Origin of the sequence: Streptomyces sp. NPDC021356, from assembly GCF_040641015.1 — a bacterium.
Classification (GTDB): Bacteria; Actinomycetota; Actinomycetes; order Streptomycetales; family Streptomycetaceae; genus Streptomyces.
In genome coordinates this window covers 24121-44786 of sequence record NZ_JBFACU010000027.1, presented here as the reverse complement: position 1 = coordinate 44786, position 20666 = coordinate 24121, and the positions used below count along the sequence as shown (strand labels likewise).

Annotated in this window: 4 protein-coding genes and 1 pseudogene; 3 read left to right on the top strand and 2 right to left on the bottom strand. The window is 74.5% G+C overall.

What is annotated here, in order from left to right:
• Positions 1-58: 58 nt before the first annotated feature.
• From AB0G56_RS30025 to AB0G56_RS30015, 3 genes and pseudogenes are all read left to right on the top strand, one after another.
• On the top strand, positions 59-16243 hold the full coding sequence (locus tag AB0G56_RS30025; protein WP_360975200.1) for a type I polyketide synthase: 16185 nt from the start codon (positions 59-61) through the stop codon (positions 16241-16243).
• Positions 16244-16347: 104 nt separating this feature from the next.
• Positions 16348-17688, top strand: a pseudogene (locus AB0G56_RS30020) (beta-ketoacyl synthase N-terminal-like domain-containing protein); the annotation flags it as partial.
• A gap of 140 nt (positions 17689-17828) precedes the next feature.
• Positions 17829-18581 carry an alpha/beta fold hydrolase gene (locus tag AB0G56_RS30015; protein WP_360975197.1) on the top strand — a complete coding sequence of 251 codons (753 nt, stop codon included), beginning with the start codon at positions 17829-17831 and terminating at the stop codon, positions 18579-18581.
• 115 nt (positions 18582-18696) lie between these two features.
• Here the strand turns inward: AB0G56_RS30015 and AB0G56_RS30010 are convergent, their stop codons facing one another.
• Complete coding sequence (locus tag AB0G56_RS30010; protein ID WP_360975194.1) at positions 18697-19491, bottom strand: ABC transporter permease; 795 nt, start codon at positions 19489-19491, stop codon at positions 18697-18699.
• The gene (locus tag AB0G56_RS30005) at positions 19488-20552 is read right to left on the bottom strand and encodes an ATP-binding cassette domain-containing protein (protein WP_360975192.1); all 1065 of its coding nucleotides are present in this window, start codon (positions 20550-20552) and stop codon (positions 19488-19490) included. Before AB0G56_RS30005 ends, AB0G56_RS30010 begins: the two co-directional genes overlap by 4 nt.
• Between the last annotated feature and the right edge of the window lie 114 nt (positions 20553-20666).

The window sequence follows — 20666 nt, the reverse complement described above, 5'->3', positions numbered from 1 at the left end:
TCTCGGGTTGTTCCCAATTTCTGGCTGTGGCAACAGTGATCAGGTGTGGAGTGTGCAGATGAGTGGGTCCGGAAGCCATGTTTCTGATGCCCAGCACGGACCGGACGAAGCACTGGCGACCCGGTCCGCTCTGGTGAACCGGCTGGAGAACCTGCCGGCCGCCGAACAGACGCGCGTGCTGCTCGACCTGGTGAGCGCTCAGGCCCTCGCGGTGCTGCGCTCGGTGCACCCGGAGCCCCCCTCGTCGGTGCGCCCGGACCTGCCGTTCAAGGAGCAGGGCCTGGACTCGCTGGGCCTGTCCACGCTCCAGCTGCGGGTGAACGCCGCCACCGGTCTGAACCTGCCGCCCACCGTCGCCTTCGACCACCCGACCCCGGGCACGCTCGCCGCGTTCCTGCGCGGCGAACTGCTCGGCGTGGAACCGGACGTGTTCGTGCCCGAGCCGGTGGCCGTCGCCGTCGACGACAGCGACCCGATCGTCGTGGTCGGCATGGCCTGCCGCTTCCCGGGCGGGGTGGAGAGCCCCGAGGACCTGTGGCGGCTGGTCGACGAGGGCCGTGACGTGCTCGGTGACTTCCCCACCGACCGCGGCTGGAACGTGGACGACCTGTACGACCCCGATCCCTCCGCGCCCCGCAAGAGCTATGTGAACAAGGGCGGCTTCCTCCAGGACGCCACCAGGTTCGACGCGGACTTCTTCGGGATCAGCCCGCGCGAGGCGCTGGCCATGGACCCGCAGCAGCGGCTGATGCTGGAGACGGTGTGGGAGGCGCTGGAGAACACCGGCATCGCCCCCGACTCGCTGCGCGGCAGCCGCACCGGCGTGTTCATCGGCGCCGAGGTGCACGAGTACGGCGTCAAGGCGCACGAGGCGCCCGAGGGGCTCGACGGCTACCTGATGATCGGCAACGCGCCCAGCGTCGCCTCCGGCCGGGTCTCGTACACCCTCGGGCTCGAAGGCCCGGCGATGACCCTGGACACCGCCTGCTCGGGTGCGGTGGTCTCGCTGCACCTGGCGGCGCAGGCGCTGCGCAGCGGCGAGTGCTCGCTGGCACTCATCGGCGGTGTCACCGTGATGGGTTCGCCGGGCATCTTCACCTCCTTCAGCCGCCAGCAGGGCCTGGCCGCCGACGGCCGGGTCAAGGCGTTCGCCGCCGCCGCCGACGGCACCGGGTTCTCCGAGGGCATCGGCCTGCTGGTCGTGGAGCGGCTCTCCGACGCGCGGCGGCACGGGCACACCGTGTACGCGGTGGTCCGCGGCACCTCCGTCAACCAGGACGGGGCGAGCAACGGCCTGACCGCGCCCAGCGGCATCTCCCAGCAGCGGCTGATCCGGCAGGCGCTCGCGAACGCGGGCCTGGCGTCGGCGGACGTCGACGCGGTGGACGCGCACGGCACCGGCACCCGGCTCGGCGACCCGATCGAGGCGCAGGCGATCATCGCGACGTACGGCCAGGGCCGGCCGGAGGACCGGCCGCTGTGGCTGAGCTCGGTCAAGTCCAACCTGGGGCACACCCAGGCGGCGGGCGGCGCGGCCAGCATGATCAAGATGATCATGGCGATGCGGCACGGTGTGCTGCCCCGGACCCTGAACGTCGACGCGCCCTCCCCGCACATCCGCTGGTCGGCCGGGAACGTCGAGCTGCTGACCGAGGCCCGCCCCTGGGAGCACGAGCCGGACCGGCCGCGCCGCGCGGGCGTCTCCGCCTTCGGCATCAGCGGCACCAACGCCCACGTCATCCTGGAGGAACCGCCCGCCGACGACGAGGACGACACCCTCGACCCGCCGGCCTGCGACACGGACGACGCGGCCACCGGGGCCGCGCCCGCCGCACGCGCGCTGCCGCTGGTGCTCTCCGCCCGCGGCGGCACCGCGCTGCGCGCCCAGGCCGAGCGGATGCTCGCGTTCCTCGCTCAGCGCCCCGAGGTGCCCCTCGCGGACATCGGCCACTCGCTGGCCACCACCCGGGCCGCGCTGTCGCACCGGGCGGTGGTGCTCGCCGAGGACCGCACGGAGTTCGAGCGGGGCCTGCGCGCCCTGGTCGAGGAGCACTCCGCGCCGGGCCTGTTCGCCGACCCGCAGGGTGTGAGCGGTACGCCCGGCCGGCTGGCGTTCCTGTTCACCGGGCAGGGCAGCCAGCGCCTGGCGATGGGCCGCGAGCTGTACCGCGCCCACCCGGTTTTCGCCAAGGCGCTGGAGGACGCCGTCGGTCACCTGGACCTCCAGCTCGACGTCTCCCTGTGGGACGTGCTGTTCGCCGCGGAGGGCACCGCCGAGGCCGAACTGCTGCACCAGACGCGGTACGCGCAGTGCGCGCTGTTCGCCGTCGAGGTGGCCCTGTTCCGTCTCGTCGAGTCCTGGGGCATCACCCCCGACTACCTCGCCGGGCACTCCATCGGCGAGATCGCCGCCGCGCACGCGGCCGGTGTGCTCGGCCTGGAGGACGCGGCGACGCTGGTGGCCGCGCGCGGCCGGCTGATGCAGGAACTGCCCCCGGGCGGCGCCATGATCGCCCTCCAGGCCACCGAGGAGGAGGTGCTGCCGCTGCTGGCCGAGCACACCGGCCTGCTCGGCATCGCCGCCCTGAACGGCCCGAACTCCGTGGTGATCTCCGGCGACGAGGAACGCGCCCTGGCCGTCGCCGCCCGCCTGGCCGAGCAGGGCCGCAAGACCAAGCGGCTGCGGGTGAGCCATGCCTTCCACTCGCCGCTCATGGAGCCGATGCTGACCGAGTTCCGGCGCGTCGCCCAGGTGATGACGTACAAGGCGCCGCGGATCCCCGTCGTCTCCAACGTCACCGGGGAGCTGGCCGGCGCCGAGCAGCTGTGCTCGCCCGAGTACTGGGTGGAGCACGTGCGCGAGGCGGTCCGCTTCGCCGACGGCATCCGCTTCCTCCAGGAGGCGGGCGTCACCTGCTTCCTCGAACTCGGCCCGGACGCCGTGCTGTCCGCGATGGGCCAGGAGTGCGTCTCCCGTCCCGGCGCCACGTTCGTCTCCGCGCTGCGCCGCGACCGCGACGAGCACCGCGAACTGCTGTCCGCCGTCGCCCTGCTGCACACCTGCGGCACCGCCGTCGACTTCGGCGCCTGCTACGCGGGGAGCGGCGCGCGGCGCGTCAAGCTGCCCACGTACGCCTTCCAGCGCCGCCACTACTGGCTGAACGCGCCCGAGGGCGCCGGCGACCCGGCCGGCCTCGGCCAGCTCGCCGCCGGCCACCCGCTGCTCGGCTCGGTGGTCCGCCTGGCCGGCGAGGGCGGCGGGGTCGTCCTGACCGGCCGGCTGTCGCTGCGCACCCACCCGTGGCTCGCCGACCACATGATCGCCGGGGTGGCGCTGCTGCCCGGCACCGCGTTCGTGGAGCTGTCCGTACGGGCCGGTGACGAGGTCGGCTGCGACCTCGTCGAGGAACTGACCCTCCAGGCGCCGCTCGTCCTGCCGCCCTCCGGAGGCGTGGCCCTCCAGGTCGTGGTGGGCGCCGCCGACGCGCGGGGCTGCCGCGGCGTCGACTTCTTCTCCCGCCCCGAGGACGCGCCCGAGGACACCGAGTGGACCCGGCACGCCACCGGTGTGCTCGCGCCGTCCACCGCGCCCGCCGCCGACGCCGCCGCCTTCGGCATGGCCCAGTGGCCGCCGGCCGGCGCCGAACCGGTCGACATCAGCGGCCTGTACCCGCAGATGGAGGCCCAGGGCTACGGCTACGGGCCCGCCTTCCACGGCCTGCGCGCCGCCTGGCGGGCGGGCGGCGAGGTGTTCGCCGAGGTCGCGCTGCCCGGCGAGGCCGCCGCGCAGGCGGGCGCCTTCGGCCTGCACCCGGCGCTGCTCGACGCCGCCCTGCACGCCACCGACTTCGCCTCCCCGGAACCCGTCGAGGACACCACCCGGCTGCCGTTCGCGTGGACCGGTGTGTCCCTGTACTCCTCCGGCGCCTCGGCCGTCCGGGTCCGCATCGCCGCCAACGGCACCGACTCGGTGTCCCTGGCCGTCGCCGACCCGGCGGGCGCGCCGGTCGCGCGCATCGAGTCGTTCGTGCTGCGCCCGGTCGACACCGAGCAGCTGCGGGCCGCCCAGGACGGCGCGGGCACACCGCTGCGCGTCCAGTGGACGGCCCTGGCCGCCCCGGCGGCGGCCGACGCCCCGGCCGTGACGGTCGTCGAGGTCGCCACGCCGGCCGGCGAGGAGCCGCTCGGCGCCGTCCGCACCCTCACCGCCACCGTGCTGGAGCGGCTGCGCACCTGGCTCGCGGACCCGGAGGCCGACGGCCGCCTGGTCTTCGTCACCCGCCGCGCCGTCCCCGCCGCCGACGGGGAGAGCCCCGACCTGGCGCAGGCCCCGGTGTGGGGTCTGGTCCGGGCCGCCCAGGCGGAGAACCCCGGCCGCATCGTCCTCGTCGACCTCGACGACGACACGGCCCGCGACCTGCTGCCCGCCGCCCTCGCCACCGGCGAGCCCGAGGTCGCCGTCCGCGCGAGCGAGATACGTGTGCCGCGCCTCGCCCCCGCCACCGGCGCGGGTGACCCGGCCTCGCCGTGGGACGGCGAGGGCACCGTCCTCGTCACCGGCGGCACCGGCGGCCTGGGCGCCCTCGTCGCCCGCCATCTCGCCACCGAACACGGCGTACGCCACCTCGTCCTCACCAGCCGACGCGGTGCGGATGCCCCGGGCGCGGCGGACCTCGCGGCCGAACTCACCTCCCTGGGCGCCGAAGCGACCATCGCCGCCTGCGACGTCACCGACCGCCAGGCCCTCACCGACCTGCTCGGCACCATCGACCCGGCCCACCCGCTCACCGGGGTCGTCCACGCGGCCGGCATCGTCGACGACGGGCTGATCCCCGCGCTCACCCCCGAGCGCGTCGACGCGGTCCTCGCCCCCAAGGCGGACGCCGCCTGGCACCTGCACGAGCTGACCGCCGAACTGGCCCCGCAGCTCAAGGCGTTCGTGCTCTACTCGTCCACCGCCGGATTCCTCGACGGAGCCGGCCAGGGCAACTACGCGGCCGCCAACGTCTTCCTCGACGCCCTCGCCCACCACCGCCGCGCCGCCGGACTCCCGGCCACCGCCCTGTCGTGGGGCCTGTGGACCGGCGACGTGGGCATGGGCGCCGGGCTGGACGCCGCCGCCCTCCAGCGCATCGCCAAGCTCGGCCTGGAGCCCCTGTCGGCCGCGGAGAACCTGGCCTTCCTCGACGCCTCGCTGCGCCTGGACACCCCGCACCTGGTCCCCGTACGGGTCAACGCCCGCGCCCTCCAGGACCGTTCGGACGGCGTTCCGGCGGTGCTGCGCGCCCTGGCCCCGGCCCGGCCCGCGCGCCGCGCGGCGGCCACCGCGTCCGCCGCCGCGACCGGTACGGTCTCCGTCGCCGACTCGCTCGCCGGCCAGCTGGCGGGCCTGTCCCCGGACGACCGCGCCACGGCCCTGCTGGACCTGGTCCGCACCCACGTCGCCGCGGTCCTCGGCCACGACGGCGCCGACGCGGTCGACCCGGGCCGCGCGTTCAGCGAGAGCGGCTTCGACTCGCTGGCCGCCGTCGAACTGCGCAACAGCATCAACGCGGCCACCGGACTGCGGCTGACCGCCACCCTCGTCTTCGACTACCCGACCCCCCGCGCGCTCGCCGAGCACATCGGCGCCAAGCTGGTCCCGGCCGAGCAGGCCCCGGCCGCCCGGCCCGCGGCCCCCGCGCCGGCCCCGGCCGCCGGCGACGACGACCCGATCGTCATCGTCGGCATGAGCTGCCGCTACCCGGGCGGTGTCACCACCCCCGAGGAACTGTGGGACCTGGTCGCCGAGGGCCGCGACGGGATCTCCCTGTTCCCCTCCGACCGCGGCTGGGACGTCGACGCCCTCTACGACCCCGAGCCCGGCGTCTCCGGCAAGAGTTCCACCCGCGAGGGCGGCTTCCTGTACGACGCGGCCGACTTCGACCCGGAGTTCTTCGGGATCAGCCCGCGCGAGGCGCTGGCCATGGACCCGCAGCAGCGGCTGCTCCTGGAGACCTCCTGGGAGGCACTGGAGCGGGCCGGCATCGACCCGTTGTCCGCCCGTGGCACCAGCACCGGCGTCTTCGCGGGCGTCATGTACCACGACTGGGGCACCCGGCTGGGCGACCGCGTCCCCGACGAGGTCGCCGGCTACCTCGGCAACGGCAGCCTGGCCAGCGTGGTCTCCGGACGCGTCTCCTACACGCTGGGCCTGGAGGGCCCCGCGGTGACCGTCGACACCGCCTGCTCGTCCTCCCTGGTCGCCCTGCACTGGGCCGCGCAGGCCCTGCGCGCGGGCGAATGCTCCCTCGCGCTCGCCGGCGGCGTGACCGTCATGTCCACCCCGGACACCTTCATCGACATGAGCCGCCAGCGGGGCCTCGCCTCGGACGGCCGCTGCAAGTCCTTCGCCGCCGCCGCGGACGGCACCGGCTGGGGCGAGGGCGCGGGCATGCTCGTCCTGGAACGCCTCTCCGACGCCCGGGCCAACGGCCACCGCGTCCTCGCGGTGGTGCGCGGCTCGGCCGTCAACCAGGACGGCGCCAGCAACGGCCTCACCGCACCCAACGGCCCCTCCCAGCAGCGGGTCATCGAGCAGGCCCTCGCATCGGCCGGACTGTCCCCCGCGGACGTCGACACGGTCGAGGCGCACGGCACCGGCACCACCCTCGGCGACCCGATCGAGGCCCAGGCCCTGCTCGCCACCTACGGGCAGCACCGCGCGGGCGACGAACCGCTCTGGCTCGGCTCGATCAAGTCCAACCTCGGCCACACCCAGGCCGCCGCCGGCGTCGCCGGGATCATCAAGGTCGTCATGGCGATGCGGGAGGGCGTCCTGCCCGCGACTCTGCACGTGGACGAGCCGTCCCCGCAGGTCGACTGGGAGTCGGGCGCCGTCGAACTGCTCACCGGGTCACGGGCCTGGCCCGAGACCGGGCGCCCCCGCCGGGCGGGCGTGTCCTCCTTCGGCATCAGCGGCACCAACGCCCACGTCATCATCGAGCAGCCGGCCGCCGAGCCCACGGCCGCGGCCGGGGAGGCGCCCGAGGAGGCTCCGGTCGTCGCCTGGCCGGTCTCCGGCCGCACCCCGCAGGCCGTACGCGCCCAGGCGGCACGGCTGCGGGCGTTCCTCGACACCCTCGCCGACGGCGACCTGACCACGGCGGCGAGCGCCCTCGCCACCAGCCGCGCCGCCCTCGACCACCGCGCCGTGGCCACCGGCACCGGCCGCGAGGAACTGGCCGAGTCCCTGGACCGGATCACCACCACGGGCAAGGACATCGAGGAGGCCGTCGGCGGGAAGCCGGCGTTCCTGTTCACCGGGCAGGGTGCGCAGCGGCCGGGTATGGGGCGGGAGCTGGCCGACACGTATCCCGTGTTCGCGCAGGCGCTGAAGGACGTGTTCGCGGCCGTCGATGCGCACCTTGAGCGGCCGTTGCGGGAGGTGATGTGGGGCGAGCACGCGGACCTGCTGAACCAGACCCAGTACACGCAGCCCGCCCTGTTCGCCTTCGAGGTCGCCCTGTACCGGCTCGTGGAGTCCTGGGGTGTGACCCCCGACTACCTCGCCGGGCACTCCATCGGCGAGATCGCCGCCGCGCACGTCGCCGGAGTCTTCTCCCTGGAGGACGCGGCACGGCTGGTCACCGCACGCGGACGGCTCATGCAGGCCCTCCCGGCAGGCGGCGCCATGATCGCCGTACAGGCGACCGAGGACGAGATCCTGCCACTGCTCACCGAGCAAGTGGGCATCGCCGCCCTCAACTCACCCCAGTCCACCGTCATATCCGGAGCCGAGGCAGAGGCACGGGCCATCGCCCAGCACTTCGCCGCCCAGGGCCGCAAGACCAAGCAGCTCACCGTCAGCCACGCCTTCCACTCCCCCCTCATGGACCCCGTGCTCGACGACTTCCGTGCGGTCGCGGAAACACTCACGTACCAGCAGCCACAGATCCCCTTCGTCTCCACTGTCACCGGCGACACCGTCACCGACGAACTCACCACCCCCGCCTACTGGACCGAACACATCCGCAAACCGGTCAGGCTCACCGACGCGTTGGCGCACCTCCCGGCCACCACCCACCTGGAGATCGGCCCCGACGCCGTCCTCACCGCCCTCGGACCGGCCGTGACCGAGGACGCCGTCTTCGTGGCCGCCCAGCGCCGCGACCACGACGAGGCGCCGGAACTGGTGCGGGGTGTCGGGCGGCTGTACGCGCGGGGTGTCGCCGTGGACCGGACCGCGTTCTTCGGGGAGCGCGACGGTGCGCGTCTGGACCTGCCGACGTACGCCTTCCAGCGGGAGCGCTACTGGCTGGACCCGACCGCCCCGGTGGGCGACGTGGGTTCGGCCGGCCTCACTCCGGTGGACCACCCGGTGCTGAGCGCCGCGATACCGTCCCCGGACTCGGACGGCCTGGTGCTCACGGGCCGGCTGTCCTTCGACACCCACCCCTGGCTCGCCGACCACGACGTCCTGGGCACGGTGCTGCTGCCGGGCACCGGACTCGTCGAACTCGCCATCCGCGCGGGCGACGAGGCGGGCACCCCGCACCTGGAGGAACTGACCCTCCAGGCACCGCTGACGCTCCCCGAGCGCGGCGCGCTGGCCCTCCAGGTCGTCCTCGGTGCCCCGGACGCCACCGGACGCCGTACCGTCGCCCTCCACACCCGCCCCGAGGACGGGCGGTCCGGATGGACGCGGCACGCGACCGGCACCCTGACGGCCGCGTCCGCCGCCCCCGCTTTCGACCACACCGTCTGGCCACCGGCCGAGGCCACTCCCCTCCCCCTCGACGACGTCTACGAGCGTCTGGTGGGCCGGGGCTACCACTACGGGCCCGTCTTCCAGGGCCTCAAGGCCGTGTGGCGCCACGGCGACGACGTCTACGCCGAGGTGTCCCTGCCCGAGACCGCCCACGCCGACGCGCTCCGCTTCGGCCTGCACCCCGCCCTCCTCGACGCGGCCATGCACGGCGACCTCGTCGACGAGCACGGCGAGGCGTCCGGCGAGACGCTGCTGCCGTTCTCCTGGAACGGTGTGACCCTGCACGCGTCCGGCGCGACCGAACTGCGGGTGCTGCTGCGCCGGGTCCGCGGCGACGAGGTCTCCGCGATGTGGGTCGCCGACGGCACGGGACGTCCCGTGGCCACGGTGAACGAGCTGGTCTCCCGGCCGGTGGCCAGTGAGCAGCTGGAGGCGTCCAGGTCCGGCCGTGCGGACGCGCTGTTCCACGTCGGCTGGACCGGGCTGCCGCTGCCGCAGGCTCCGGCCTCGGGTGTCGTACGCCTGTCCGGCACCGCCGACCCGACCGGTCTGGTGCCGGAGTTCGCCGACCTGGCCGCGCTGGGCGCCGCCGTGGAGGCGGGACGGCAGCCGCTGCCCGAGGTCGTGCTCGCCCCGGTGGTGACCGGGGGCACGGGCGCGGACCACGTATCGGGCACGGACGATGTGCCGGGCGCGCTGCGCGCGGTGACGTCGTCCGTCCTGGAGACGGTCCGTACGTGGCTGGCCGACGACCGGTTCGGCGGTTCGCGCCTGGTGGTGGTGACCGGCGGCGCCGTCGCCACCGGTCACCAGGACGCGGTGGACCTGGCGCAGGCCCCGGTGTGGGGTCTGGTCCGGGCCGCCGAGGCGGAGAACCCCGGACGGTTCGCGCTGCTGGACACCGACGGCACCGAGCTGTCGGCGGCGGCGCTCGCGGCGGCGGCCGTCTCCGGCGAGCCCGAGGCCGCCCTGCGCGCCGGCGCGCTGAGCGTGCCGCGTCTCGTCCCGGCCGCCGGTCTCGGTGACCCGGCCTCGCCGTGGGACGGCGAGGGCACCGTCCTCGTCACCGGCGGCACCGGCGGCCTGGGCGCCCTGGTCGCCCGCCACCTCGCCACCGAACACGGCGTACGCCACCTCGTCCTCACCAGCCGGCGCGGACCCGACGCCCCCGGAGCGGCCGACCTCAAGGCCGAACTCACCTCCCTCGGCGCCGACGTCACCCTCGCCGCCTGCGACGTCACCGACCGCCGGGCCCTCACCGACCTCCTCACCGCCATCGACCCCGCCCACCCGCTCACCGGAGTCGTCCACGCGGCGGCCGTGGTGGACAGCGGCCTGGTCGGCACGCTCACCGAGGAGCAGACCGCGAAGGTCTACGGCCCGAAGGCCGACGCCGCCTGGCACCTGCACGAGCTGACCGCCGAACTGGCCCCGCAGCTCAAGGCGTTCGTCCTGTTCTCCTCGGCGGGCGGCCTCGTCCTCGCGGCCGGCCAGGGCAACTACGCGGCGGCCAACGTCTTCCTCGACGCCCTCGCCCACCACCGCCGCGCCGCCGGGCTCCCGGCCACCGCCCTCGCCTTCGGCATGTGGGCGGTGGACACCGGCCTCGGCGGCCCGCTGGCCGACTCCGACCTGGACCGGATGCGGCGGCTGGGCATGCCCGCGCTGGACAGTGCCGAGGGCCTGGCCCTGTTCGACGCGGGCCTCGCGACCGGCGAGCCGCTGGTCGTCCCGGTGCGCGTGGACCGTACGGCCCTGCGTTCGCGCACCGACGCGCCGCCCGCTCTGCTGCGCGGCCTGGCCCGGACCACCGGCCGCCGTACCGCCCAGGCCGCCACGGCCGAGGAGACCGGCGCGCTGGCGCAACGGCTGAGCGGGCTGAGCGACGGCGAACGCGACCGCGCGCTGCTGGAGCTGGTCCGCCGCGAGGTGGCCTCCGTGCTCGGGCACAGCGGCATCGAGTCGGTCGGCCCGGAGAAGGCGTTCCGGGAACTGGGCTTCGACTCGCTGGCCGCGGTGGAGCTGCGCAACAACCTCAACGCGGCCACCGGGCTGCGGCTGCCCGCCACCCTCGTCTTCGACCACCCCAGCGCCCGCGCCGTGGCCGCGCTGATCAAGGAGAAGATCTCCGGCACCAGCGCCCCGGCGCCCGCGCAGGCCGCGACGCGCACCGCGGCGGCGGCCGACGAGCCCATCGCCGTCGTCGGCATCGCCTGCCGCTTCCCCGGCGGGGTGCGCTCCGCCGAGGACCTGTGGCAGCTGGTCGCCGAGGGCCGCGACGCGGTGTCCGGCTTCCCGGCCGACCGCGGCTGGGACCCCGAGGGCATCTACGACCCGGAGCCGGGCACGCCCGGCAGGACGTACACCGTCCAGGGCGGGTTCCTGCACGACGCCGCCGAGTTCGACCCCGAGTTCTTCGGGATCATGCCGCGCGAGGCGGTGGCCATGGACCCGCAGCAGCGGCTGCTCCTGGAGGCCTCCTGGGAGGCCGTCGAGCGGGCCGGCATCGACCCGTCGTCGCTGCGCGGCACGCAGACCGGTGTCTACGTCGGCGTCATGTACCACGACTACGCCACCCTGCACGGCTCCGCGCCCGACGAACTCTCCCCGTACCTGGGCAACGGCAGCGCGGGCAGCATCGCCTCGGGCCGAGTCGCCTACACCCTGGGTCTGGAGGGCCCGGCGGTGACCGTCGACACCGCCTGCTCCTCCTCGCTGGTCTCGCTGCACATGGCCTGCCAGGCGCTGCGCCAGGGCGAGGTCACCATGGCGCTGGCCGGCGGTGTGACCGTCATGCCGACACCCGAGATCTTCGTCGACTTCAGCCAGCAGCGCGGTCTGGCGGCCGACGGCCGCTGCAAGGCGTTCGCCGCCGCCGCGGACGGCACCGGCTGGTCGGAGGGCGTGGGCCTGCTGCTCGTGGAGCGGCTGTCGGAGGCCGAGCGCAACGGCCACCCCGTGCTGGCCGTCATCCGCTCCAGCGCCACCAACCAGGACGGCGCGAGCAACGGCCTCACCGCACCCAACGGCCCTTCCCAGCAGCGGGTGATCCAGCGCGCGCTGGCGGCGGCCGGACTGACCACGCAGGACGTGGACCTGGTCGAGGGCCACGGCACGGGCACCACCCTCGGTGACCCGATCGAGGCCCAGGCGCTGCTGGCCACCTACGGCCAGGACCGGACCGAGGACCGGCCGGTGTGGCTGGGCTCGATCAAGTCCAACATCGGCCACGCGCAGGCCGCTTCGGGCATCAGCGGTGTCATCAAGGCCGTCATGGCCATCCGTGCGGGCGTCATGCCGAAGACCCTGCACGTGGACGAGCCCTCGCCGAAGGTGGACTGGTCGGCCGGCGGCGTCCGGCTGCTGACCGAGGCCCGCGACTGGCCCGAGACCGGCCGCCCGCGCCGTGCGGCGGTCTCCTCCTTCGGGCTCAGCGGCACCAACGCGCACGTCATCGTCGAGCAGGCGCCGCGGACGGCACGGCAGGAGGCCGCCCCGGCACAGGCGCCGACGGCCGGCGTGCCCGCGGCCCGTACGGCGGTGCTCCCGCTGTCGGCCAAGGACGCCCGGAGCCTGCCGGCGCAGGCGGAGCGGCTGAAGGCGCTCTTCGAGGCGCCCGGCCACCCCGGCCTGTTCGACGTGGCCCACTCGCTGGCCACCACCCGCGCCGCTCTCGACCACCGGGTCACGGTCCTGGCGTCCGACACCGACGAGGCCCTGCGCGCCCTGACCGCCCTCGCTGACGGCGCCGCATCTCCGTCGGTCGTCACCGGCCCCGACCGCTCCGACGCACCCGTGGCCTTCCTGTTCACGGGGCAGGGTGCGCAGCGGGCGGGTATGGGGCGGGAGTTGGCGGACACGTATCCCGTGTTCGCGCAGGCGCTGGAGGACGTGTTCGCGGCCGTCGATGCGCACTTGGAGCGGCCGTTGCGGGAGGTGATGTGGGGCGAGGACGCGGACCTGCTGAACCAGACCCAGTACACCCAGCCCGCCCTGTTCGCCTTCGAGGTCGCCCTGTACCGGCTCGTCGAGTCCTGGGGTGTCACCCCCGACTATCTCGCCGGGCACTCCATCGGCGAGATCGCCGCCGCGCACGTCGCCGGAGTCTTCTCCCTGGACGACGCGGCACGGCTGGTCACCGCACGCGGACGGCTCATGCAGGCCCTCCCCGCAGGCGGCGCCATGATCGCCCTACAGGCGACCGAGGACGAGATCCTGCCACTGCTCACCGAGCAAGTGGGCATCGCCGCCCTCAACTCACCCCAGTCCACCGTCATATCCGGCGCGGAGGCGGAAGCACGGGCCATCGCCCAGCACTTCGCCGCCCAAGGCCGCAAGACCAAACAGCTCACCGTCAGCCACGCCTTCCACTCCCCCCTCATGGACCCCGTGCTCGACGACTTCCGTGCGGTCGCGGAATCACTCACGTACAGCCGGCCCCGTATCCCCTTCGTCTCCACCGTCACGGGTGAGTCCGTCACCGACGAACTCACCACGGCCGCCTACTGGACCGAACACATCCGCAAGCCGGTCAGGCTGACCGACGCGTTGGCTCAGCTGGCGCGGACCGGTACCGCCACCTTCCTGGAGATCGGCCCCGACGCCGTCCTCAGCGCCCTCGGGCCCGCCACCCACGACGACGCCACCTACATCGCCGCCCAGCGGCGCGACCGTGGCGAGGACCGGGAACTCGCCGGTGCGCTGGGCGTGCTGTACGCCACGGGCCGCCGGATCGACTGGGCCGCGCACTTCGCGGGCACCGGTGCCCGGCGCGTCGACCTGCCGACGTACGCCTTCGAGAAGCGGCACTTCTGGCTGGAGGCGCCGGCGGCGGACGCGGTGACGGCGGCCACGGGCGCGGCCGGGCACGGGCAGGCCGCGACGGGGCATCCGCTGCTGAGCGCGGCGATCGACCTGCCGGACGGCGGGGTGGTCCTCACGGGCCGGCTGTCCCTCGACACCCACCCCTGGCTCGCCGACCACGACGTCCTGGGCACGGTGCTGCTGCCAGGCACCGGACTCGTCGAACTCGCCATCCGCGCGGGCGACGAGACCGGCACCCCGCACCTGGAGGAACTCACCCTCCAGGCACCGCTGACCCTGCCCGAGCGCGGCGCGCTGGCCCTCCAGGTCGTGCTCGGCACGCCCGACGCGACCGGCCGCCGTACGGTCGGCGTCCACACCCGGCCGGAGAACACGCAGGCCGCGTGGGAGCGGCACGCCACGGGCACGCTCACCACCGCGTCCCCGGCGCCCGCCTTCGACCTCACGGCATGGCCGCCCGCCGACGCCACACCGGTTCCGCTCGACGACGTCTACGAGCGCCTGACCGGCCGGGGCTACCACTACGGTCCCGTCTTCCAGTGCCTCAAGGCGGCCTGGCGGCGCGGCGACGACGTCTTCGCCGAGGTCGCGCTGCCCGAGGCCGCCCGCGCCGACGCCCTGCGCTACGGACTGCACCCCGCGCTCCTGGACGCGGCGAGCCACGTCGACCTGCTCGACGACGCGGACGCGACGCTGCTGCCGTTCGTGTGGAGCGGGGTGAGCCTGCACGCCTCCGGGGCCACCGCGCTGCGGGTGCTGTTGCGCCGGGCCGGCGGGGACGAGGTCACCGAACTGCGGATCGCCGACGCGCACGGACGTCCGGTCGCGACGGTCGAACGTCTGGTGTCCCGGCCCGTGGCGCGCGAGCAGCTTGCCGCGCGGGCCGACGACCTGTACCGCTTCGGCTGGCTGCCCGCTCCGGCGCCCGCCGGGGCCGGACCCGACCTGCCCGCGCTCGCCGATGTCCTCGGCGGCAACGCGGACGGTGGCGCCGTGCCCGCGTACGCCCTGCTGCGGGTGGCCGGTGCCGCTCCGGAGGGAACGGCGGACGCGGCCGGCACGGTGGCAGGGGCGCACGCGGTGGTGCACGACGTGCTCGCGGCGGTGCAGGGCTGGCTGGCCGAGGCGCGGTTCGCCGACTCGGCGCTGGTCGTGGCGACCGGCGGGGCCGTACGGGCGGCGGACGGCGACGCCGTCGACGTGACGCAGGCGCCCGTGTGGGGTCTGGTCCGGGCGGCGCAGGCCGAGCATCCCGGGCGGCTGGTCCTGGTGGACCTGGACGGTACGCCGGAGTCCGAGCGGGCGCTGCCCGCGGCGGTCGCCTCCGGGGCTCCGGAGCTGGCGCTGCGGTCGGGCACGGCCCTGGTGCCGCGGCTGCGGCCGGCCACGGCGGGCGACGAGGCCGCGCCGTGGGACGGCGAGGGCACCGTGCTCGTCACCGGCGGCACCGGCGGACTGGGCGCGCTGGTCGCCCGCCACCTCGCCACCGAGCACGGCGTACGCCACCTGGTCCTCACCAGCCGGCGCGGACCCGACGCTCCGGGAGCGGCCGACCTCAAGGCCGAACTCACCTCCCTCGGCGCCGACGTCACCCTCGCCGCCTGCGACGTCACCGACCGCCAGGCACTCACCGACCTCCTCACCGCCATCGACCCCGCCCACCCGCTCACCGGAGTCGTCCACGCGGCCGGCATCGTCGACGACGGGCTGATCGCCTCGCTGACACCGCGGCGGTTCGACGCGGTGCTCGCGCCGAAGGCGGACGCCGCCTGGCACCTGCACGAGCTGACCGCCGAACTGGCCCCGCGACTCAAGGCGTTCGTCCTGTTCTCGTCGACGACCGGGTTCCTGGACAACGCCGGGCAGGCCAACTACGCGGCAGCCAACGTCTTCCTCGACGCCCTCGCCCAGCACCGGCGGGCGGCCGGACTCCCGGCCGTCTCCCTGGCCTGGCACCTGTGGGAGGGCGACGGCATGGGGTCCCGGCTCGACCCGGCGGTGTTCGAGCGGCAGCGCCGCCTGGGCACTCCGGCCCTGGCACCGCGGGACGGGCTCGCCCTGTTCGACGCGGCCCTCGCCACCGGCGAGAGCGCGCTCGTCCCGCTGCGCCTCGACGCCGCCGCGCTGGCCGCCTCGGGCTCGGTGCCCGCGGCGCTGAGCGAGGTGGCGGCCACGGTCCGGGCGCGCACGACGCGGGCCGCGGCGACCGGCGCCGACGCCGTCACCGCGGACGCGAGCGCCGCGGCCGGGGCCGGAGCCGGAGAGGCGGAGTCGCTGGAGCGGCGGCTGGCCGGGCTCGCGCGGGAGGAGCAGTTGCAGATCCTGCTGGACGTCGTACGGGCCCAGGTGGCGGTGGTACGCCACGACGACCCGGACGCCATCGACATGCGGCGCGGCTTCACCGAGCTGGGTCTGGACTCGCTGGCGGCGATCGAGCTGCGCAACCAGCTCGGCGCGGCGACCGGGCTGCGGCTGCCCGCGACGATGATGTTCGACTACCCGAACCCGGAGACCCTGGCGGAGTTCCTGCTGGAGGAGCTGGCACCGCCGGCCGCCGAGGACGAGCAGGCCGCCCGGCCCGCCCAGGAGTCCGCCCCGGCCGGCGCCATCGCGGACATGGGCATCGACGATCTGGTGCGGGCCGCGCTCGCCGCCAGGACGTCGGACTGAGAACGCGTCGGACCGGGGAACCGAGGACGTGTCGTACCGGGGAACCGAGGACGTTCCGTACCGAGGAACCGAGAACGAGGACCGAGGGGGAGGCCCCGAGCCACGTGGACACCAACGAGATCGTCGAGGCGTTGCGCGCCTCGCTGATGGAGAACGAACGGCTGCGCACGGAGAACGAGCGGCTCGCGAGCCGTCAGGCCGAGCCGATCGCGATCGTGGGCATGGCCTGCCGGTTCGCCGGCGGGGTGGAGAGCCCCGAGGATCTGTGGCGGATGCTCGTCGAGGAACGGGACGGCGTCACCGACTTCCCCACCGACCGGGGCTGGGACGTCGAGGGCCTGTACGACCCCGAGGACGGCGCCCCCGGCAAGAGCATCACCCGGCAGGGGGCGTTCCTGGCCGACGCCGCGGGGTTCGACGCCGAGCTGTTCGGCATCTCGCCCCGTGAGGCGCTGGAGATGGACCCGCAGCAGCGGCAGTTGCTGGAGACGGCCTGGGAGACCGTCGAGAACGCACGCATCGACCCGCTGTCCCTGAAGGGCAGCAGGACGGGGGTGTTCACCGGGCTGATGTACCACGAGTACGAGGGCGCCAGCACCGGCGGCAGTCTGATCAGCGGGCGGATCGCGTTCACGCTGGGCCTGGAGGGCCCGGCGGTGACCGTCGACACGGCCTGCTCGTCCTCGCTGGTCGCGCTGCACCTGGCGAGCCAGGCGCTGCGGTCCGGAGAGTGCTCGCTGGCGCTGGCGGGCGGGGTGACGGTGATGGTCACCCCGGAGACCTTCCAGTACTTCACCAAGCAGCGCGGGCTGTCCCGGGACGGGCGGTGCCGGTCCTTCGCGGCGGCGGCGGACGGCACCGGATGGGGCGAGGGCTCCGGCATGATCCTGCTGGAGCGGCTGTCGGACGCCTTGCGGGGCGGGCGGCGCGTCCTGGCCGTGATCCGTTCCTCCGCCCTCAACCAGGACGGCGCGTCCAGCGGCCTGACCGCGCCCAACGGGCCCGCGCAGCAGCGGGTGATCCGGCAGGCCCTGGACAGCGCGGGGCTGCGGCCCGACGACGTCGACGCGGTCGACGCGCACGGCACGGCGACGAAGCTGGGCGACCCGATCGAGGCGCAGGCGCTGCTCGCCTCCTACGGGCGCGCCCGGCCCGCCGACCGGCCGCTGTGGCTCGGCTCGGTGAAGTCCAACCTGGGGCACACGCAGGCCGCCGCCGGGGTGGCCTCCGTCATCAAGATGGTCCTCTCGCTGCGGCACGGGCTGTTGCCGAAGACCCTCGGGGTGGACCGGCCGACCCCGCAGGTCGACTGGGAGGCCGGGCACGTGCGGCTGCTCACCGAGGCGCAGCCGTGGCCTGAGACCGGCAGGCCGCGCCGGGGCGGGGTCTCCTCGTTCGGCATCAGCGGCACCAACGCTCACGTGATCATCGAGGAAGCCCCCGCCGCGGTATCCGCATCCGCAGCCACATCCACCCCCACATCCACCCCCGCACCCGCACCCGCACCCGCACCCGCACCCGCTGCCTGACGTCCCGTCAGGTCACTGGTGACGACGACGACACAGAAACAGAAGTGGAGCCTGACGTGACCACCGAGGCAACTGTCGAGACCGGTGCGTGGATACGGCGTTTCCATCCCGCTCCGCAGGCCGCGCACCGTCTGGTGTGCTTCCCGCACGCGGGAGGCTCCGCCTCCTTCTACTTCCCGGTCTCCCGCACCCTCGCCCCGCACGCGGACGTGCTGGCGATCCAGTACCCCGGCCGTCAGGACCGGCGGCACGAGCCCTGCCTCGACAGTATTCCGGCGCTCGCGGACGTCCTGGTGGACGAACTCGCGCCGTGGTGCGCCGACCGGCCCGTCACGTTCTTCGGGCACAGCATGGGCGCCTCCCTGGCGTTCGAGGTCGCCTCCCGCCTGGAGGCGCGCGGCACCGTGCTGCACGGCCTGTTCGCCTCGGGCCGGCGCGCGCCGTCGACCGTACGGGACGAGCGCGTGCACCTGAAGGACGACAACGGCCTGATCGCGGACATCACCCGGCTCAGCGGCACCGACACGCAGGTGCTCGGCGATCCCGAGGTGCTGCGCATGATCCTGCCGGCGGTCCGCGCCGACTACCGGGCCGCGGAGACCTACCGCTGGACGGCGGGCCCGAAGCTGTCCTGCCCGCTCTTCGCCCTCACCGGGGACGACGACCCGCAGGTCACGCTGGACGAGGCGCGCGCCTGGGGCAGTCACACCTCGGGGCCGTTCGGCCTGCGGGTGTTCCCCGGCGGGCACTTCTACCTCAACACACAGGCCGCGGAGGTGATCGCGGCCCTGAAGGACCACATGAAGTGAGGTGATCGCGTGGCCTCCCCCCTCCCCGGGCGGTCGCGCGGACGCCGAGGGCGGCGTACCCCGACGTGATGTCCGGGTACGCCGCCCTCGGCGTCGCGCACGTTGCCGGCCGCGATCACTTCGGGTCGCGGTCGAAGAGCGCCTTCGACCAGCGGTAGCCGAGTGCCGCGAGGCCCAGGCACCAGGCCACGGCGATCCACCAGTTGTTGCCGACCTCGGTGCCGAGCAGCAGCCCGCGCAGGGTCTCGATGGCCGGCGTGAACGGCTGGTACTCGGCGAACGGCCGGAACCAGCCCGGCATCGCGTCGAGCGGCACGAAGGCGCTGGACAGCAGCGGCAGGATCATCAGCGGCATGGCGCTGTTGCTGGCCGCCTCGGCGTTCGGGCTGGACAGGCCCATGCCGACCGCGATCCAGGTGAGCGCCAGGGAGACGAGCGCCAGCAGGCCGAACGCCAGGACCCACTCCACGACGGTGGCGTTCGTGGACCGGAACCCGATGGCCACCGCGACGGCCCCGACGAGGGCCACGCTCATCACGCACTGGAGCACGCTGCCGACGACGTGCCCGATGAGCACCGACCCGCGGTGGATCGCCATCGTGCGGAAGCGGGCGATGATGCCTTCGTTCATGTCCATGGAGACCGAGACGGCGCTGCCGATCGTGGTGCCGCCGATGGTCAGCATCAGGATGCCCGGGACGAGGTACGCGAGGTACTCGGACCGGTCCGCGTGGCCGCTCCCGATGCCGGCGCTCATCACGTCGCCGAAGATGTAGACGAAGAGGAGCAGCAGCATGACCGGCGTGAGCAGCAGGTTCAGCGTCAGGGACGGGTAGCGGCGGACGTGCAGCAGGTTGCGCCGCAGCATCGTGGACGAGTCGCGCAGGGCGAGGGAGAGGGAGTTGCTCATCGGACGTTCTCCTTGGACTGGTTCGGCTGCTGTGACTGCGGCGACCGGCCGGGCCGTCCCGGCTGCTGCGTCTGGTCGGGCTGCCCCGGCCGTCCGGTGCCGCCGGTCAGGGCGAAGAACACGTCGTCGAGATCGGGGGTGTGCACGGTCAGCTCGTCGGCCTCGATGCCGGCCGCGTCCAGCCGGTCGAGGACGGAGCGCAGGTCGCGCTGGCTGCCGTCGCTGGAGATCTGCAGCGCCAGCGCCTCGTCGTCCCTGGTGGCCTCGCCCAGCGCCAGGGCCGCGCCGCGGTACGCGGCCGGGTCCGAGAAGCGCAGCCGCACGTGCCCGCCGGGGACGAGCCGCTTCAGTTCCTCGGCGGTGCCCTCGGCGGCGATCCTCCCGTCGTCGAGCACCGCGATGCGGTCGGCGAGTTCGTCGGCCTCGTCCAGGTACTGGGTGGTGAGGAAGACGGTGACGCCGTCGGCGACGAGCGCGCGGATGATCTGCCACATGTTGTGGCGGCTGCGCGGGTCGAGGCCGGTGGTCGGTTCGTCGAGGAAGATGATCCGCGGGTTGCCGACCAGGGTCATCGCGATGTCGAGGCGGCGCTTCATGCCGCCGGAGTAGGTGGAGGCGGGCTTCTTCGCGGCCTCCACGAGGTCGAACCGCTCCAGCAGTTCGGCGGTGACGCGCCGCCCCTCCCGCTTGGACAGGTGGTGCAGGTCCGCCATGAGGAGCATGTTCTCCTCGCCGGTGATCAGCCCGTCGACGGCGGAGAACTGCCCGGTGACACCGATCGCGGCGCGCACCCCGGCCGGTGAGGCGGCGACGTCGTGGCCCGCGACCTGGGCCTGTCCGCCGTCGGCGCTGATGAGCGTGGAGAGGATCTGCACGGTGGTGGTCTTGCCGGCACCGTTCGGCCCGAGCAGCGCGAACACGGAGCCGGCGGGAATCCGCAGGTCGATGCCGTCGAGGACGGTCTTGTCGCCATAGGACTTGCGCAGAGCGACGGCGGAGACGGCGGCCGGCGACGGGTGGCCGTCGCCCTGCCTGGGCGTGGGCATGACAGAAGAAGGCATGGAGCCCTCCGTTCGAAGGCAGAAGTGGCGGGAGAGGTACGGCAGAGAGGTGCCGGGAGAGAGGGCGGCCCAGGTACCAGGAGAAGTGCCGGGAGAAGCGGGTGGAGCGGGGCC

What these genes read in the sequence shown, in the direction of transcription:
- AB0G56_RS30025 (WP_360975200.1), top strand. Translation starts at nt 59, where the DNA reads ATGAGTGGGTCCGGAAGCCATGTTTCTGATGCCCAGCACGGACCGGAC.
- AB0G56_RS30010 (WP_360975194.1), bottom strand. Translation starts at nt 19,491, where the DNA reads ATGAGCAACTCCCTCTCCCTCGCCCTGCGCGACTCGTCCACGATGCTG.
- AB0G56_RS30005 (WP_360975192.1), bottom strand. Translation starts at nt 20,552, where the DNA reads ATGCCTTCTTCTGTCATGCCCACGCCCAGGCAGGGCGACGGCCACCCG.